Genomic DNA, 16,158 nt, shown 5'->3' with positions numbered 1-16,158 from the left:
TTTGTAACAGCGTAGCAAGTCTAGAAGCTTTTAGTTGTGTAACGGGCTACTCCGCCTAAGCTTTTGAGCAAATGATCGATCCAAAACAGATAAGAAATCTATCAATAATCGCCCACATCGATCACGGGAAGTCCACTCTTTCGGATCGAATCTTGGAGCTAACAAAGGCTGTAGATCCAAGAGAGATGCGGGAGCAGTATCTGGACTCGATGGATATAGAACGCGAGCGTGGAATCACCATAAAGGCTCAAAACGTCAGAGTTTCGTGGAAGGACCACGTGATCCACCTCATAGATACCCCAGGACACGTTGACTTTGGCTATGAGGTGAGTAGGTCTCTTGCCGCTTGCGAAGGGGTGGTACTGGTCGTAGACGCCTCTCAAGGAATAGAGGCGCAGACGCTTGCTAACTGTTACTTAGCCATCGAACACAACTTGGAGATAGTGGCTGCTCTCAACAAGATCGATCTTCCAGCTGCAGACCCAGATCGATATGCTGCGGAGATCGACAAGATTTTAGGGATAGATAAGGACTCGATTCTTCGTATCTCAGCCAAGACAGGTGAGGGCGTGCCCGAGCTTCTGGACGCTATCGTGGAGCGTATTCCAAGCCCCAGCGGTAGCACCGATGCCAAGACTCAGGCGCTGATCTTCGACTCCTACTACGACCAGTATCGCGGAGTGGTCTCTTCGATCCGTGTGGTAAACGGTGTACTGAGGAGCGGTACCAAGATCAAATTTATGCAGGCGCAAGCAGTCCATGAGGTGGAGGAGATCGGTGTTCGGCTTCCAGCTACGACACCGGTCTCTGAGCTGGGACCAGGTGAGGTAGGTTACCTCATAGCAGGAATTAAAGATGTAGGCGAGGCACGAAGCGGTGAGACGGTTACAGACTTCAACGATCCGGCTCCGGCCCCCCTTGCCGGTTACAGGGACCCCAAACCCATGGTGTTTTGCGGACTGTACCCGGTGGACGGTGATGAGTTCTCAGACCTCAGAGATGCACTTACCAAGCTGAAGCTAAACGACGCAAGCTTTACCTACGAGCCAGAGACCTCCCAGGCCCTGGGCTTTGGCTTTCGTTGCGGCTTTTTAGGTCTACTGCATATGGAGATCGTACGGGAGCGGCTTGAGAGAGAGTTCAACCTCAATCTCATCGCTACGGCGCCTTCAGTAAAGTATCTTGTGTACCTAAATGGCAAGCCAGATACCGTGGAGGTAGACAACCCCTCCGAGCTCCCGCCGGTCTCCAACATAGCCAAGATAGAAGAGCCCTACCTAAAGATCTCCATCATTACTCCCGCTGAGTACGTGGGAACCCTTATGGAGTTAAGTCAACAAAGACGCGGGATTATGCAAAAGATGGAGTATATCTCCCCAGATCGGGTTGAGATGGTCTACCGTATTCCCCTAGCTGAGGTGGTAGTGGACTTCTTTGACCAGCTAAAGAGTAGGACCAAAGGGTATGCCTCCTTGGATTATGAGGCAGATGGATACCAAGAAGCGGAGCTTGTAAAGTTAGATGTTCTTCTAAATGGGGTACCGGTCGATGCATTTTCTTGCATCATCCACCGCTCCAAGGCTTACGATCACGGAAGGAAGATGGCACAGAAACTGCGCGAGCTGATACCCAGACAACTCTTTGACGTCCCAATTCAGGCCTCGATCGGTGGCAAGGTGATAGCTAGAGAGACCATCAAGGCCAGGAGGAAAGATGTACTAGCTAAGTGTTACGGTGGCGACATCTCAAGAAAGAGGAAGTTGCTCGAAAAGCAAAAAGAGGGCAAGAAGAAGATGAAGTCTATTGGACGAGTCGAGATCCCCCAAGAAGCCTTTATCTCGGCTTTGAAACTGGATGACTGATGGTAGGCGTTGTCTGGTTTAGAAGAGACCTACGTCTAGCAGACAACTTTACCATCCAGAGGGCTTTTGCGGAGTGCAAGAGCGTCTACGGCATCTTTGTGATGGACCCAGTTGTGCTTCGTAGGGCAGGAAGTCGTCGTCTGAGTTATCTCCTAGGTGCACTCTCGGACCTAAAAGAACAGATGCAGGACCGTCTCATAGTTGCTTATGGTGACCCCGCCAAGGTGCTCTTAGATCTTTGCGACAGCGTCGAGGCTAAATCCGTCTACGTCTCTGGAGATGTGTCACATTATTCGAAGTGGAGAGACCAAAGAGTTAGGGAAGCTCTGTTAGGTAGATCGATCGCTTTTATTGAGGTCGACTACCCGACGACCTTTCCCTTGGGTTCCATTAAAAAAGGTGATGGCTCTTACTACCAGGTCTTTACGCCTTACTACAGAGCCTGGTCAAACCTGCTACCTAACCTTGCTGTGGCGAAGAGGTTGGAGTTTAGGTGGTCACACCTTAGTCATCAAGGTGGCTATCCTACATATCTCTCCGAGGTAGTTCCAGACCCCCTTGCTGGGGAGACTAAGGAACATAGACGGCTGGAGGAGTTCTGTACCTCTAAGATCGACCGATACGAGAGCGAACGAGACCTTCCAGCAAAAGACAGTACCTCTCGGCTGTCGGCGGCGTTGCACTTTGGAGTTTTGCACCCTAGAACGGTCGTTGCACACGTAGATCCCTTTCGCCATGAAAGATTTCTATCTGAGATCTGCTGGCGAGACTTCTACGCCGAGACTTTGAATCAGTTCCCTCAATCCTCCTGGATGAACCTGAACAAAGCCTTTGATGCGATGGAGACTGAAAGTTCCGACTCAGATGCATATGAGCGGTGGGTCAAAGGTGAGACTGGATTCCCGATCGTCGATGCTGGAATGCGTCAACTAGCTAGTGAGGGCTATATGCACAATCGAGTCCGCATGATCACCGCTTCGTTCTTGGTGAAGGATCTACACATCCACTGGACGGCAGGAGCTCGCTACTTCTTCTCAGCCCTAGTAGACGGTGACGTGGCGTCGAATAGTCATGGATGGCAGTGGGTGGCTGGGACAGGGCGAGACGCTGCTCCGTACTACCGGATCTTCAATCCAGTTGCACAGAGCAAGAAGTTTGATCCCAACGGGGACTACATTCGCCGATACGTCTTAGAGCTTAGAGAGGTTCCCGATAGTTACATACATGAACCCTGGCTATACGACCGGTTCGATACTCTTGGGTATCCTTACCCAATGGTGGATCATCAGAAAGAGAGAGCAGAGGCGCTCTTTAGGTTCGAAGCTACGAAGAGACGACCTTCCTAGACTTTGCCTTGGTTAGGTGATTGAATACGGATACGCCTATAACCAGGTAGGTAACGTAAGCGATGATCTCAAGTGGTGTAGGCTGAGCTGCGTAACCCAACAGGGTGTGAGCGATATCTCCGATGTTCGAGGACTCATTCAACAAGGAAGAGCTGTTCCATAGCGGAGTGCTTAGGACCTTTATCCATCCAAGTGATTGCAGGTTCTCTATCATATCTACAATCAAAGCTGCGGAAAACACCAAAAGCGCAGCCCCAAGTGCCCTAAAGGCGACCGCTAGGTTTACCCTCTTACCAAATCGATAGACCAGCACTGCGAAGAAGATCGTTCCTATCACCCCAAGAGCCGCTCCAACAGCGGGACCTCCGGTACCATTTGCTAGTACGATCGCTAGCGTAAAGACCATGGCCTCAAGGGACTCCCTCGCTATCGCCTGAAAAGCCACGATAAATAGCGCAACGTTACCCCCGCCTTTGCTCTGAGCCTCTGCAACCTTGGCGGTCAGAGCCTTGGGAATGTCTTTGGAGTGCTTTGTCATCCAAAACGTCATATATGTGAGAAAGATCACAGCGATGGCGTAAGACGCTGTTTCGATAACCGTCTGCATCCTTGTTCCGGCATAGCTGTGCACCGTCTCGTAGATAACTGTACCGGCTAGAGCTGCAGTTACGAGAGCCGCTACAACCCCTAGCTTTACAGCTCTTGCCCCGTCGCTTTGGTTGGTCTTTTTAAGATATGCCATCAAAACGGAGACGATTATCGATGCCTCGATGCCCTCTCTGAGAAATATTGCGAACGTTGCTAACATCTACACCCTCGTCTCACCTTATTTCTTTATTTTACCGCACGTGGCTTTGTAACCTTCAGCCGGTCCTGGGAGCCGGGGACGAAATGATGTGATCTAGCTGAGTAGCTAAGCAGAAACGTTGAAGCAAATTCGACACCGTGTGTAATACTTTGAGGTTGTGTGTGCGATAACTCTTGTGGGGATCTTAGTAACTAAAGACGGTAACTCAAGGAGTGAGCAGATGGAGTCGGTGGCAAAGTTGACTGAGATAAGAGGCAAGAGAGAGAGACAGACTCCTGTTGTATCTTTGGTAATGCCGTTTTACAACCCGGGCCCAAGTCTTCTTCCTACGGTCAAGGAGACCATCTCGGTCGTATCCGACCTCGCTTTGCCCTTTGAGATCATCGCGGTGTGTGACGGTTCTACAGATGGAAGCGACAGAGAATTAGACTCCATTACAGATGAACGCTTTAAGTTGATTCGCAGAACTTCCAACTCGGGTAAGGGATCAGCGATCAGGGATGGATTCGCTCTTGCAAAAGGAGACTATGTCGGGTTTATGGATGCAGACGGCGATATCGACCCTAAGGTACTACCGATCTACTTAGATATTTTGGTGGATCGTGACTGTGATGTACTCATCGGCTCAAAGCACCACCCCGACTCCAAGGTATCATACCCAAAGCTTCGACGCCTATACTCATTTGCCTATCAACGTCTTGTGAGAGGTCTCTTTGGTATCTCCGTCACCGATACCCAGGTCGGTCTAAAGTTCGTGAAACGTTCTCTTTACAGCTCTGTGGCTCCGTCTTTGAAAGAAACGGGGTTCGTCTTTGACCTTGAGCTGTTGCTCGCCTTGGACCAGTTAGATCAGGGTGTGAAGATCGTCGAGGCGCCTGTGTGGATTAGGCCTAGGGTTTCATCAACGATTGATCTACGGGCGGTTGCAGGCATCGCAAAAGACACTTATCGCGTCTATCGAAGACGTCGATATATAGTCAGGTAGCTCTGGTGGCGGTGTAAGAGACCTCTGGCATCGTCTTTGCCAATGCGATGTAGGCAATCTAGTGGGTAGAATGTGTCTAAGAGATTAGGAGCATAGGTATGCTTCGGCGAGGTGCGATTACAGGTGACTGAAAGGCTAGACGCAAGAAAGACAGCGATACTCAAGGCGGTTGTGGATGAGTACGTGAAGCTGGCAGAACCGATAGGTTCTTCACAGATAGCAGCAACGGGAGAGGTACAGGCGTCAACCGCTACCATAAGACACGAGATGGCTTCTTTAGAGCAAGAAGGCTACCTTTCTCAACCACATGTAAGTGCTGGTAGAGTTCCCACCGATCGAGGGTATCGGTACTATGTTGATAACATCTCTTCGCCGAATCCACTCGGATCTTCTCAGTTCTCCCAACTGCAGGGCTTTTTCGATCATGTGAAGGGGGAACTCGAAGACCTCCTTCAAGACACCTCCAGGTTACTGTCGTCGCTTACCAACTTTACCTCTGTGGTGACTGCCCCGCCCCCGAACACCGTAGTTGTAAAGCACGTTCAGGTGGTGAGCATCTCATCTACCTTTGCGATGGTAATCGTCGTGGGATCTGACGGTTCTTTAGAGAAGGAGGTCTTTGAGGTTCCTGAGGGTCTGGTCGATCTCGATCTTCGGTTAGTTGAGCTGTCAAACTATCTGAGCTCAGAGATGAGAGGCAAGACAGTCGGTGAGATCGATAGCTGTGTGCTTGAAAACCATAACCTTGAGCCTGTCTTGTCTTTGACCAAAGACGCCCTTAGAAAGATAAGTGACTCCGCCACCGAAGAGCTGTTTGTAAACGATGCTCATAAGGTCGCCTCTGCCTTCTTGGCCGCTGATAAGGTGGAAAAGATCTTGGAGACTCTAGAGCAGCAGATACTTGTGGTATCCTTGATGAAGTCGATGCTCATAAAAGGGCAAAGCGTGTCGATCGGCAACGAGATAGGGGTCCCTTCACTCTCGGAGTGCGCTTTAGTGATAGCGCCTTATGAGATCGATGGACGAAGGGTTGGGTCGATAGGGGTTATCGGTCCAACTAGAATGAATTATCCCTTGGCTCTGGCAGCGGTTGAACAGGTAAGTAAGGGTATCGGTAGGCATCTAGTTGAAGGGTAATTGGTGGCTGACTACTACGAGCTTTTGGGCGTCTCTAAGAGCGCATCCGAAGATGAGATAAAGAAGGCTTATAGAAAGCTTGCTCGAGAGTTGCATCCCGATACTAATGGGGGAGACGCCGTTGCGGTCGAGCGTTTTAAAGAGGTGACTATAGCCTATGAAACACTGCGTGACCCCGAGAAGCGCCGACAGTATGACCTCTTTGGAGACAGTGGGTCCAAAGGCCAGGGAGCCGGTGATTTCTTTGCTCCAAACTTTGGTGACATCTTCCAAGACATCTTCGGTCAAGCCTTTGGAGGTGGCTTGGGTGACCAAGGACAAAGACCCATAAGGCACGGTGAGGACTTTGAAACCACCGTCTCTTTACGTTTTGAAGAGGCTATCTTTGGAACAAAGAAAGAGATAACCGTCAGACTTCCAGTTACCTGTAGAACGTGTGCGGGTTCAGGGTCAAAGCCAGGAACGACCCCTTCTGTCTGTAAAAGCTGTGGTGGATCTGGGCAGGTAAGGAGGGTAACGCAGACCCTTCTTGGGCGCATGATGACCACTAGCACCTGTGATACCTGCTATGGAGAGGGCAAGATTATTACCACCCCGTGCCCAGACTGTCGAGGTGAAGGACGAAAGACGGAGGAGCGGTCGTATCTTATAGAGATACAGCCCGGAATCGAAGATGGAGCGACCCTACGGCTTACCGGCAAGGGTCCTGCTGGTCCGAGGGGAGGTTATCCGGGTAACCTTTACGTTCATGTCAATGTCGAGCCACACAGTGTGTTTAGGCGCTCGGGTCAAGATCTATACGCACAGTTCAATATATCTATATCTCAGGCAGCTCTCGGTACCAAGCTTCCTTTTGAGACCCTAGAGGACGTGGTCGAGATAAACGTGAGCCCCGGCACCCAATCGGGGAAGATTCTGCGCTTCAAGGGCAAAGGCGTCCCCAACTTCGGCGGTAGGGGTCGCGGGGATCTCTTAGTCGAGCTTATCGTGACGACTCCAAAGGACTTGAATGAGGAGGAGATAAACCTGCTTACGCGTCTTGCGGAGATTCGCGGTGAGAAGATCTCCGAACCTCATGAACATGGATTGTTCTCGAAGATAAAGTCGGCCTTTAGATAGTCCGATCTACCAAAGAGAGCTTTGTTGTCTCATTGTTGCGATGATCCGCGGCTCTATAATGGCGGTCCTGTATTTTACGTAGGTGACCTTCTATCTCCAAAGCTTTCCGGCGAAGACGCTCACCACTTGATCTCTGCCCGGAGAGCAAAGCCGGAAGAAGAGATCATTATCGGTGATGGGAGGGGGAGCCTTCGTCTTGCCAAGATTGTTCGTATCTCATCTAAGAGGGGAGAGGGAGACGTGGATCTCTCACTCCATGGACCTATCTACTTCGAGGAAGAGAAAACTCCAGTTACTACTGTCGCTAGTTACATTCCAAAGGGTGACCGTCTTAGCTACATGGTAGAGAAGTTGGCGGAGACGGGTCTAGACCAGCTGTATTTGATCTCCTCTTCTCTCGATCGACGGTCGGGCAAAGAACTGGGGGCCTCTTCTATCTCTCGGCTTTACAGAGTAGCTCATCAGGCATCGATGCAGGCGAAGCGGGCCAGGCCGTTGCGATTTGGCGGTGTGATAGATCCGCAGAGATGTATTGAGGTATTTGGTCCCACTGCAGCGTTGTGTGACTTCAACGGGACCAAGCCTTCCTTTGCCTATAGCACGTGGATTGTGGGTCCTGAGTCAGGGGTTGTAGATTCGGAGTTCTCCGTTTTGCCGAAGATCAGGCTGACAACTCAGGTGCTCAGAGTAGAAACGGCTTCGGTGGTTTCGGCAGCACTTCTTGTCGCATTTCGCGAGCAGTTGATTAAAGAAGGCTGAATTCAACTACAAAATAGCCTTTAAAGTTGCGACGTTACCACTTAGCGTGTAATATAGGCGTCTATGGATGAGACGAATGTGGAGGATCAGTACGCTATCAAGGTAGGAAGCAGACTTCGCTCGGTGAGGAAGCAGAAGAAACTTTCACTTCAGGCGGTTGAGATGGCCTCTGGTCAAGAGTTTAAAGCATCTGTACTGGGCGCATACGAGAGGGGAGAGCGCTCGATATCTGTACCTCGGCTTCAGCGTCTTGCACAGCTCTACAGCGTTCCAGTGGATCAGCTTCTTCCACAGGACAGCGCATTTGATGGGGGTTCGGCCGAGTTTCTAAATGGAATAGGGATATCGGATAAGGTTATCGACCACGTAATCACTATTGATGACTACGAGTCACGGGAGGGTTCTCCAAGAAGGTTTCGCTGGGAACCTGAGGTCAAGGTTACGATCGATCTCTCCAAGTTGCAGCAGGTAAGGGGGCCTGAGCGGGATCTTTTGAAACGTTACCTGGATATGATTCAGGTCCAGCGTCAAGACTTCAACGGTCGAATGATAACGATTCGCTACGATGACCTTCGTATCATTGGAGCGCTGCTTGAGATGAACGTCAGAGAGATGACTGAAAGGCTGGAGGAGCTCGGTCTGCGTCTTGTCGGGTAGACGCTGTGCTCCTTGACGATCTACGCAAGGATCCGCTTGCTTACTCTCCGGGGGTTTACGTACATATTCCCTTCTGTGCGGCTGTCTGTAGCTACTGTGCCTTTTCCGTAGAGGTCTTTCGCAACGGTTCCTCTAGTGCTTACATTGAGGCACTTACACAGGAGCTGAGGTCGCGTCTGTCAGAGATCGACAGCAACGTAAAATCCCTCTACATTGGCGGTGGCACGCCTTCTATTTTGGAGCCGTCGGAGCTCTACAAAGTAGTAGAGGTCCTACATGGGACCCAGCTAGTCGAGTTTACTCTAGAGGCGAACCCAGAGTCCATCACAAAGGCGAAACTAAAGTCGTACAAAGAGATGGGAGTGAGCAGAATCTCTTTGGGTGTACAGTCCTTCGACGACAAGGTTCTAAAATTCTTTGGTCGAAGTCACAGTGTCTTACAAGCAATAGAAGCGATAGACGCGGTAGCAGAGTTCGGACTAGAGCTCTCGTTAGATATTATCTATGGGTCAGGGGCTGAAGATGAGGGTTCGTTCGATCTGACTGTATCTGCACTTAGGGAGGTCGCAGATAGGTTGGATCATGTAAGCTGCTACGCGCTCACATTGGAACCTCGAACAAGGCTGCATCATCGATATAGACATACATTGGTGAAAGACCAGGTTGTAAAGGACGAAGATGTGCTGGCCAGTCGGTACTATCGCCTGGACGAGGAGCTTTTAGAGCTTGGGTTCTATAACTACGAGATCTCTAACTGGGCGAAGGCCGACAAAGAGTGCAGACACAATATGAACTACTGGTTGCGTGGTGAGTACCTAGGAGTTGGTTCCTCAGCGCACAGCTTCATCGGCTCAGTACGTGCTGCCAACGAGTTCTCTCCGAAGAGGTATGTGGAGACAATTTATAACGTGGGGTCGGCGATAACATCGATGGAACATCTAAGTTCAGAACAGGAGCGAATCGAGAAGATCCTATTAGGCATTCGGTGCTCCGTCGGAGTTGAGAGATCGATTGCGGGTGAGATTCCATCATCTCTCGAAGCTCTCGTGGAAGAGACCGACGGCTTTTTTACGCTTACTAGAGATGGTCGTATGCTTGCAGATATGGTGGCGCTGAAGCTCATATCTAACAAATGACAACGATCCTTACTCCCAGGTAAAGGTTTTCGGCTCATATTCTCCAATGTCAAGTAGCCTTATAAAGAGCCTGTTTTTTATTAGAGTTATGGAGTGAGTTACCGGTGAAGATTGAAAGCGCCCCTTCACTATTTGATGCGTTCATGCCCCACGCGCATCAAAAAGAACTTACTGAAGAGCTGGAGCTTCAGGGTAGACGAGTAACCAACGGTGCGAGGTTTTCGGCTCTTTTTGGTATGGCTCTTTTGGTCGTCTTTGTCGCAGAGATCTTGACTATTCCCTTTATCGCCGGTGCCGTTGGGATACATATCGTAATTGGACTTATCGCTGTACCCCTGGTACTGGCTAAGATTGCAGTTGCGGCCTATAGGTTTACCAAGTTCTATGCGGGCGATACAGAGTTTGTCGCAGCGGGCCCCCCTTGGTTACCACTTCGAATCTTGGCTCCACTGTTGGTGGCTACTACGGTTTTAGTAATTGGCAGCGGTATCGAGATGGTGGTGGCCGGTCCAACATCCTTCTCAGATACCTTCCTAGCCGCAGCCCACACATTGCTATCTCTGATCTGGTTTTTTCTCCTCGGACTCCATGCATTGGCGTACTATCTCCGCTCCTACCACTCGGCAAGAAAGGATATCAGCTCAATTATAGGAAGGTTTCGGAGCAGATCCAAGGCTAGGCGAGGGGCTGCTCTGAGGCTCTCGGTTTTGATGGTTACCGTTTCTTTAGGGGTATTACTGTCGCTGCAGTTTAGATCTCAAGTACGCTCATGGGAGAAGGCGTTCTTGGCTGGAGTAGATACCTACTACTCGACACCGACTGCAAAGTCGACCATCGCCAAGTACCCATCTCGGGCATCGATTCTTGCAAAGAAACGTCTTGAGCAGCATCTAAAGTCAGCTCAGATGATACGGGCCGGTGATCTTGGATCTCAAAACACCTCTTAATGATAGAGGTAAGTGGCACCCTAGATAACTTTTCCTCGAGCTGTTCCCTACGATAACGTTGGACGTGAAATGATAGATAGCTGTGTCATCTTGTGATCACGAACCATAGATGTACTCTGATAGACTAAGCGGCCTTCAGCGATCCGTCGATGCAATGAAACATATGAGAAGTTACAGATTTGGCAAAGTGCAGATACATAGAGACTCGAGCCTTGCAGGCATCTATGAACAGATACGTTAGTTTTCGCTGGTCTTTCTGGCCTAGAGATGATGGACCGAGAATAGTCTCATAATCTTCCTAAGCATCACCCACGAGATGTTTATTACGGGTTGGTGAGGTCTGCGAATCTTTATAGTAAGGTACGGATCTTCTCTCACATCTCGCCGTTCCTTGCGAGCCCTTTCTACTCAGCAAGACAAAATAACCTCGTAGATGCCAAGGCCGTTTAGCAATGAGAGTAGCTGTAAGGTTTTCACTTTTTCCAAGCCATAAGGTATGCCCGTCGAACTCATTATCAAACTCCCTTGAGCGGCCACCCTTATTGCCCTTTTTGCTCTTCTCGTCTCCTTTACTATCTTGTCCTTGATGCATCGGGAGAACGGTGTTTCGCTTTGTTGGTAGTTTCCGATGTACCCCGATATCTCCAGGGTACATCGGAAAGGTAAATGCGTATCTCCTACGATCTCGAAAAAGCAAATGTTGGCAGTATTGTCTTTCCAAATGTTGCGTTAGTAACCCCAGCAAAGGATCCGTACCATGCCAAGATAGCGGTCAGTATCCCAAGGTATCCGCCGATCTTGGTGATCGCTATCGAACTGCCAAATGTACCAATGGTCAGTACCAAGAAGGTCAGCGCAAGGGCTACGAAGATCGCTGCTACGATACCACTTACGCCAAACGAAGCGATTGTCATGTAGAAGGTAAAGATGGTCCAAGCGAGCAAGAAAATACCCGTGGCCTTATAAGCAATTGCAGGCGGAAGTACTCCCGCTATGAAGTGGACATAAGCGGCAAAGGCCATCCAAAACGCCCCGTAAGAGGTAAATGCCAGGGCACCAAAGGTATTAGCTCTCTTGAACTCCCACATCCCAGCAAGTAGCTGCGATAATCCCCCGTAAAACAGGGCGAGCGGTAGTACAACCAGTACAAGCTTACCTGGTAGAAGCTGTGCGTTGAAGACGCTTAGAACAAAGGTTGTCATGGCGAAAGCTGCAAGTCCAAGTGGTGTTGGATCTGCAGTAGCGCCCACAGAAGAGACCGACACCTCTGTGACTTCAAGATTTGTGCTTATGTATGATAAATCCCCCTATATCTTTGTGGACTTGTATATGTTGTATTTCTCTCTGGTGAAGCTAGTTGTCTCCAGACTCTTGCTCGGGACTTTGCCCCAAGCATGAGTTCTTTTCTTACTCCTGCGAGTTGGAACTCTGGGCGGCCTTAGCGGCTTGTTCAGCTATCTCTTTTACGACATCGGCGTTGGCCAATGTGGTCACATCACCGAGCTGCCGCTTCTCAGATATGTCTCTAAGGAGCCTTCTCATGATCTTCCCTGATCGGGTCTTTGGGAGCTCGTCGGTAAAGACGATGGAGGCTGGCCTTGCGATCTTTCCGATCTTTTGCGCAACGTGCTCTCTGAGTTCTGCTATCAGTTCCTCATTGCCTTGATTGGCGCCCTTTAGGGTGACGAAAGCGGCGATCGCCTGTCCGGTTGTGGGATCTTCTCTTCCTACAACCGCCGCCTCGGCCACGGCTGGGTGGTCGACGAGAGCGGACTCAACCTCAAGTGTTGAGATTCGATGGCCTGAGACGTTCATGACGTCGTCGACCCTTCCGAGCAACCAGATGTATCCATCTAGGTCCTTTTTGGCGCCATCACCAGCAAAGTAGACCCACTTGTTCTCGCTTGGCTTTGAAAACCTTGACCAGTAGACGTCTTTGAACCGCTGTGGGTCGTTGAAGATCGTACGTGCCATCCCAGGCCATGGCTGTGTAATGACGAGATACCCCCCTGACCCCTTTGGAACCGGATTGCCATTTTGATCGACCACCTCGACGTTGATACCTGGAAGAGGAATCGTGGCTGATCCAGGCTTGGTTGTGGTTACCCCCGGAAGGGGAGCGATCATCATGTGCCCTGTCTCGGTCTGCCACCACGTGTCGACTATGGGGCACCTACTGTTCCCGACGTATTCGTGGTACCACATCCAGGCTTCAGGGTTGATCGGCTCTCCAACTGTTCCGATCACTCTGAGGGAAGAGAGGTCATGTTTTGTTACGTACTCTGTGCCCCACTTCATAAAGGTACGAATAGAAGTTGGTGCGGTGTAGAGCTGTGTTACCTTGTACTTCTCCACGATATCCCAGTAACGGTCCTTGTCAGGAAATTGAGGAACTCCTTCAAATAGGACGCTTGAGACACCATTGATTAGGGGACCGTACACTACGTAGCTATGCCCTGTAACCCAGCCGACGTCCGCTGTACACCAATAAATGTCGTCCTCTTTGATGTCGAATACCATCGAGTGCGTCGTTGCTACTCCAACTGCATATCCTCCGGTGCTATGCACAATACCCTTCGGCCTCGCAGTGGTTCCCGAGGTGTAGAGTATGAATAGCGGATCCTCTGAGTCCATCGACTCGGCTGGTCGCTCGTCATCGGCGTCCTTTATGAGTTCGTGGTAGTAGTGGTCACGTCCCTCAACCATTTTAACCTGGGCACCCGTTCTTTGTACGACGACTACGTGCTCGACCGAGGGAGTCTCAGAAAGCGCTACGTCGGCTGTCTCTTTCAGGGGAACCCGGCCGCCGTTGCGCCACGACTCATCGCAAGTTATAAGGGCCTTGGCAGAGGCGTCTATTATACGGTCTTTTAGTGAGTCCGAAGAGAATCCTCCGAAGATCACCGAGTGGGGGGCTCCTAACCTAGCGCACGCAAGAAGGGCCACGGGAAACTCTGGCACCATTCCCATATATATTGCTACTCGGTCACCCTTTGAGATGCCCAGATCCGAAAGAGCGTTGGCGAACTTGCATACTTCGTGGTAGAGATCTTTGTAGGTAACTACCCTGGTGTCGCCGTTCTCGCCTTCAAAGTAGTATGCCACCTTATCTGGGGTTGACTTTGCGTGTACGTCAAGTGCGCTTTCGGTTATATTTAGCCTTCCTCCGACAAACCACTTCGCAAACGGTGCGTCTGACCAGTCCAGCGTCTCTTTGAAAGGGGTTTGCCATTGTATTCGGCTAGCTTGTGCACGCCAGAAGTTCTCGAAGTCTTTGCCCTCCGCATATATGGACTCCGATGCGACGTTAGCCTGCGCTTTGAACTCTTCCGTAGGAGGGAAACGACGCTCCTCGACAAAGAGGGCTTCGATCGTAGAGTTCTGTTCGCTGTTGCTCATCTGGACACCCCCACCTGCGTTATATCCTATATCCTCGGTATCTTATCACTTGTGAAGGGCTGGTTGCAGCCAAGTTAGCTCCTTACGATGTTATAAGCTATCTGCATCAACCTTTGAGTTCAAAAGGTCGGGATGCCTGGTGCTTAGTTCCTCTAGTGCCCGACTCATAGCTTGCCACGGTGCTGCCAGAAAGGGTCGCACCGATAATGGATCTATGCGGTGATGCTCGAAGAAGCCCTCAAGCTGCCTCAGGCGATCTGGAGTTCTATAGAGGTTAGAGAGCAAGTAGTCACGCTGTACCTGCAGAGGAGAGATCCCAGCTCGTAACTGTAAGATAGCGGCGACAAGACCCGTGCGGTCTTTGCCTGCAGTGCAGTGTACCAAGGTGGCTCCGTCTTGGTTGTTTTCAGCCAGCGCTACGGCTAAGGCTAGATCGTCGATGTGGCGGTTTAGGATATCGAGATACATATCTGAGATGTCGTTCTCAGTGATCTCGGTCAAATGTCCATCGCCTATCGCCAACAGTGCATCGTCGTACCCCTTTATTCGACCCGTGACCTCTATCTCATGGAGCTCGACCTTAGATGACTGAGGCAGAGTTGTCGGTTGCAGTTCCTTTTCGGAAGCGTTGCGGAGGTCGATCACTCGAGTTATCCCTAGGCGGTCTAAGTGCTCCCATTGTCGATCAGACAACTTGGAGAGATTTTCAGAGCGGTAAAGTCTTCCCCATGGAACCGTACCCCCGCTACCGCTGTAGCCTCCAAAGTCTCTCAGGTTTGTTAGCCCCTCAAGCTCGATGTGTCGCTGCACTGCGACGGTTGGGGTGTCGTCCATCAAGGTAAGGATCGCCGGTCTTGGTGGCAACTCGTCCTCTGTGAGAAAGTAGATTACGTCTCTGTCTTGTTGGAACTGAAACTTCATCTCAAGAGGTTCAACTCCAAAGGAAGTGACCGAGGCTATCTGGAAGCGTTGTTCGGTTTTCATCTGTCCACTTGCCACTGCTACTTGGTGTTGTGCGATAGCGATGCAGTGTCGGGAGAGCTGGGATGCCTCAGCTGGAAGGTAAGAGTCCATGGCAACACCTTATTTGAGATCGGCGTTGTGCCTATCCATCGGATAAGACCTCCTGCGCACTTGCGTACGATGTTAGCGAGAAATATCTGAGCTGTGAGATCATATGTAGAGAAAGTGGAGGATGAACTAACTCACTTACCATCACCGTCACAATATCGCCGTTATAGCTGGCGTGATAGGAGCTAATAGATACCTTTTCTGCTTGAGCACTCAGGGTTATGCAGCTTGAGACGTCTCTTTGCAGCTCTGTTTGAGAGATCTGAAGACTGCCACCTGTATAAAATGCAGCCGGGCTTAGTGCCTGTGCTGCCTTTAGAGCGCAGTTCGTACTAATGGAATCCAAGGTTCTCTGAGCGAAAACAGCGGATAAGAAGTCGAGCGCGATCACGATAAATAAAGTAAAGATAAGCAACAACGTTGGTAGCATGACAAGTGTTGAGCCATCTTGGGTCCTTCGACTTATATAGGTCAATGTTCTTGGGTCTCCTAGAGCCTGTTCTCGTGGTTACTGGCAGTTAAGTCCTAGGCTTTGTGCAACCTTGTATGCGTCTGTGGGTAGCGTGGTGGTCGATGCCACGGTGATGTAGGTTATCTGTCGCAAATATGGAACGGGAAGGATGGGTAAGGTGGCGGAGGCCTTCACGGTAATGTACGAACAGGGCTGAATGTCTGCAGGCGAAGTTAGCTTGACTCTCTCGCCAAATATAGAGACTTCGGTGAGAGAGCCGGGCAAGTAGATGGAGTTATCGAGAGTCTCCAAGCGTGCAGCGTTGTAGGCGAGATTGTCGGTGATGACCTTTGCGTAGCTCAATCTTGCAAGTGACACCACCAAAGAGGTGGCGAATATAACCAGCACCGTAATGAAAAATACTGACTCCACGCCTGCTAGACCGCTCGAGTTGCTAAGGCGCCTGCGACAGCACACCCCC

The 16,158-nt window shown here is 50.5% G+C and carries 16 protein-coding genes; 10 read left to right on the top strand and 6 right to left on the bottom strand.

The annotated features are described in order from the left end of the window. Positions 1-71 precede the first annotated feature (71 nt). Together lepA and BUA24_RS05515 are read left to right on the top strand one after the other, a co-directional pair. Positions 72-1,862, top strand: a complete 1,791-nt coding sequence (lepA, locus tag BUA24_RS05520) for a translation elongation factor 4 (protein WP_072789743.1) — start codon at positions 72-74, stop codon at positions 1,860-1,862. Further along, positions 1,862-3,208, top strand: coding sequence for a cryptochrome/photolyase family protein (locus tag BUA24_RS05515; protein WP_072789740.1), 1,347 nt, complete (start codon positions 1,862-1,864; stop codon positions 3,206-3,208). Before lepA ends, BUA24_RS05515 begins: the two co-directional genes overlap by 1 nt. Here the strand turns inward: BUA24_RS05515 and BUA24_RS05510 are convergent. Next, entirely contained in the window at positions 3,186-4,016 is an 831-nt protein-coding gene (locus BUA24_RS05510; RefSeq protein ID WP_072789737.1) for an FTR1 family iron permease, read from the bottom strand. The two genes, BUA24_RS05515 and BUA24_RS05510, sit on opposite strands and share 23 nt — an antisense overlap. Before the next feature lie 220 nt (positions 4,017-4,236). Between BUA24_RS05510 and BUA24_RS05505 the strand changes: the two genes are divergently transcribed. From BUA24_RS05505 to BUA24_RS13155, 8 genes are all read left to right on the top strand, one after another. Continuing rightward, positions 4,237-5,001 carry a glycosyltransferase family 2 protein gene (locus tag BUA24_RS05505; protein ID WP_072789734.1) on the top strand — a complete coding sequence of 255 codons (765 nt, stop codon included), beginning with the start codon at positions 4,237-4,239 and terminating at the stop codon, positions 4,999-5,001. 123 nt (positions 5,002-5,124) lie between these two features. Beyond that, positions 5,125-6,138, top strand: a complete 1,014-nt coding sequence (gene hrcA / locus BUA24_RS05500) for a heat-inducible transcriptional repressor HrcA (RefSeq protein WP_072789716.1) — start codon at positions 5,125-5,127, stop codon at positions 6,136-6,138. A 3-nt stretch (positions 6,139-6,141) separates the two neighbouring features. Next, positions 6,142-7,257: a molecular chaperone DnaJ gene (gene dnaJ / locus BUA24_RS05495; RefSeq protein WP_178138718.1), complete on the top strand. Its 1,116-nt coding sequence runs from the start codon at positions 6,142-6,144 to the stop codon at positions 7,255-7,257. A 21-nt stretch (positions 7,258-7,278) separates the two neighbouring features. Further along, a complete protein-coding gene (locus BUA24_RS05490) occupies positions 7,279-8,016 on the top strand; it encodes an RsmE family RNA methyltransferase (protein ID WP_084660227.1) in 738 nt (245 codons plus the stop codon). Positions 8,017-8,079: 63 nt separating this feature from the next. Next, complete coding sequence (locus BUA24_RS05485; protein WP_072789708.1) at positions 8,080-8,673, top strand: transcriptional regulator; 594 nt, start codon at positions 8,080-8,082, stop codon at positions 8,671-8,673. Between the two features lie 5 nt (positions 8,674-8,678). Then, a complete protein-coding gene (gene hemW / locus BUA24_RS05480) occupies positions 8,679-9,809 on the top strand; it encodes a radical SAM family heme chaperone HemW (protein ID WP_072789705.1) in 1,131 nt (376 codons plus the stop codon). Positions 9,810-9,913: 104 nt separating this feature from the next. Next, positions 9,914-10,756 (top strand): hypothetical protein, encoded by an 843-nt coding sequence (locus tag BUA24_RS05475; RefSeq protein WP_072789704.1) that lies wholly within the window; start codon positions 9,914-9,916, stop codon positions 10,754-10,756. A gap of 109 nt (positions 10,757-10,865) precedes the next feature. After that, a complete protein-coding gene (locus BUA24_RS13155) occupies positions 10,866-10,997 on the top strand; it encodes a hypothetical protein (RefSeq protein ID WP_272867288.1) in 132 nt (43 codons plus the stop codon). A gap of 436 nt (positions 10,998-11,433) precedes the next feature. On the opposite strand, the gene BUA24_RS05465 is transcribed toward BUA24_RS13155, so the two are convergent. From BUA24_RS05465 to BUA24_RS05445, 5 genes are all read right to left on the bottom strand, one after another. After that, complete coding sequence (locus tag BUA24_RS05465) at positions 11,434-12,006, bottom strand: acetate uptake transporter (protein ID WP_218587413.1); 573 nt, start codon at positions 12,004-12,006, stop codon at positions 11,434-11,436. A gap of 157 nt (positions 12,007-12,163) precedes the next feature. Beyond that, a complete protein-coding gene (gene acs / locus BUA24_RS05460) occupies positions 12,164-14,155 on the bottom strand; it encodes an acetate--CoA ligase (protein ID WP_072789699.1) in 1,992 nt (663 codons plus the stop codon). Positions 14,156-14,245: 90 nt separating this feature from the next. Beyond that, the gene (locus BUA24_RS05455; protein ID WP_072789697.1) at positions 14,246-15,229 is read right to left on the bottom strand and encodes a tyrosine-protein phosphatase; all 984 of its coding nucleotides are present in this window, start codon (positions 15,227-15,229) and stop codon (positions 14,246-14,248) included. Positions 15,230-15,260: 31 nt separating this feature from the next. Continuing rightward, complete coding sequence (locus BUA24_RS05450; protein WP_072789695.1) at positions 15,261-15,701, bottom strand: hypothetical protein; 441 nt, start codon at positions 15,699-15,701, stop codon at positions 15,261-15,263. Positions 15,702-15,734: 33 nt separating this feature from the next. Next, positions 15,735-16,109, bottom strand: coding sequence for a hypothetical protein (locus tag BUA24_RS05445; RefSeq protein WP_143146404.1), 375 nt, complete (start codon positions 16,107-16,109; stop codon positions 15,735-15,737). Between the last annotated feature and the right edge of the window lie 49 nt (positions 16,110-16,158).

The organism is Ferrithrix thermotolerans DSM 19514 (assembly GCF_900128965.1).
GTDB lineage: Bacteria > Actinomycetota > Acidimicrobiia > Acidimicrobiales > Acidimicrobiaceae > Ferrithrix > Ferrithrix thermotolerans.
Note: the sequence above shows the minus strand (reverse complement) of the source record. Positions and strands in the feature narration are given on the sequence as shown.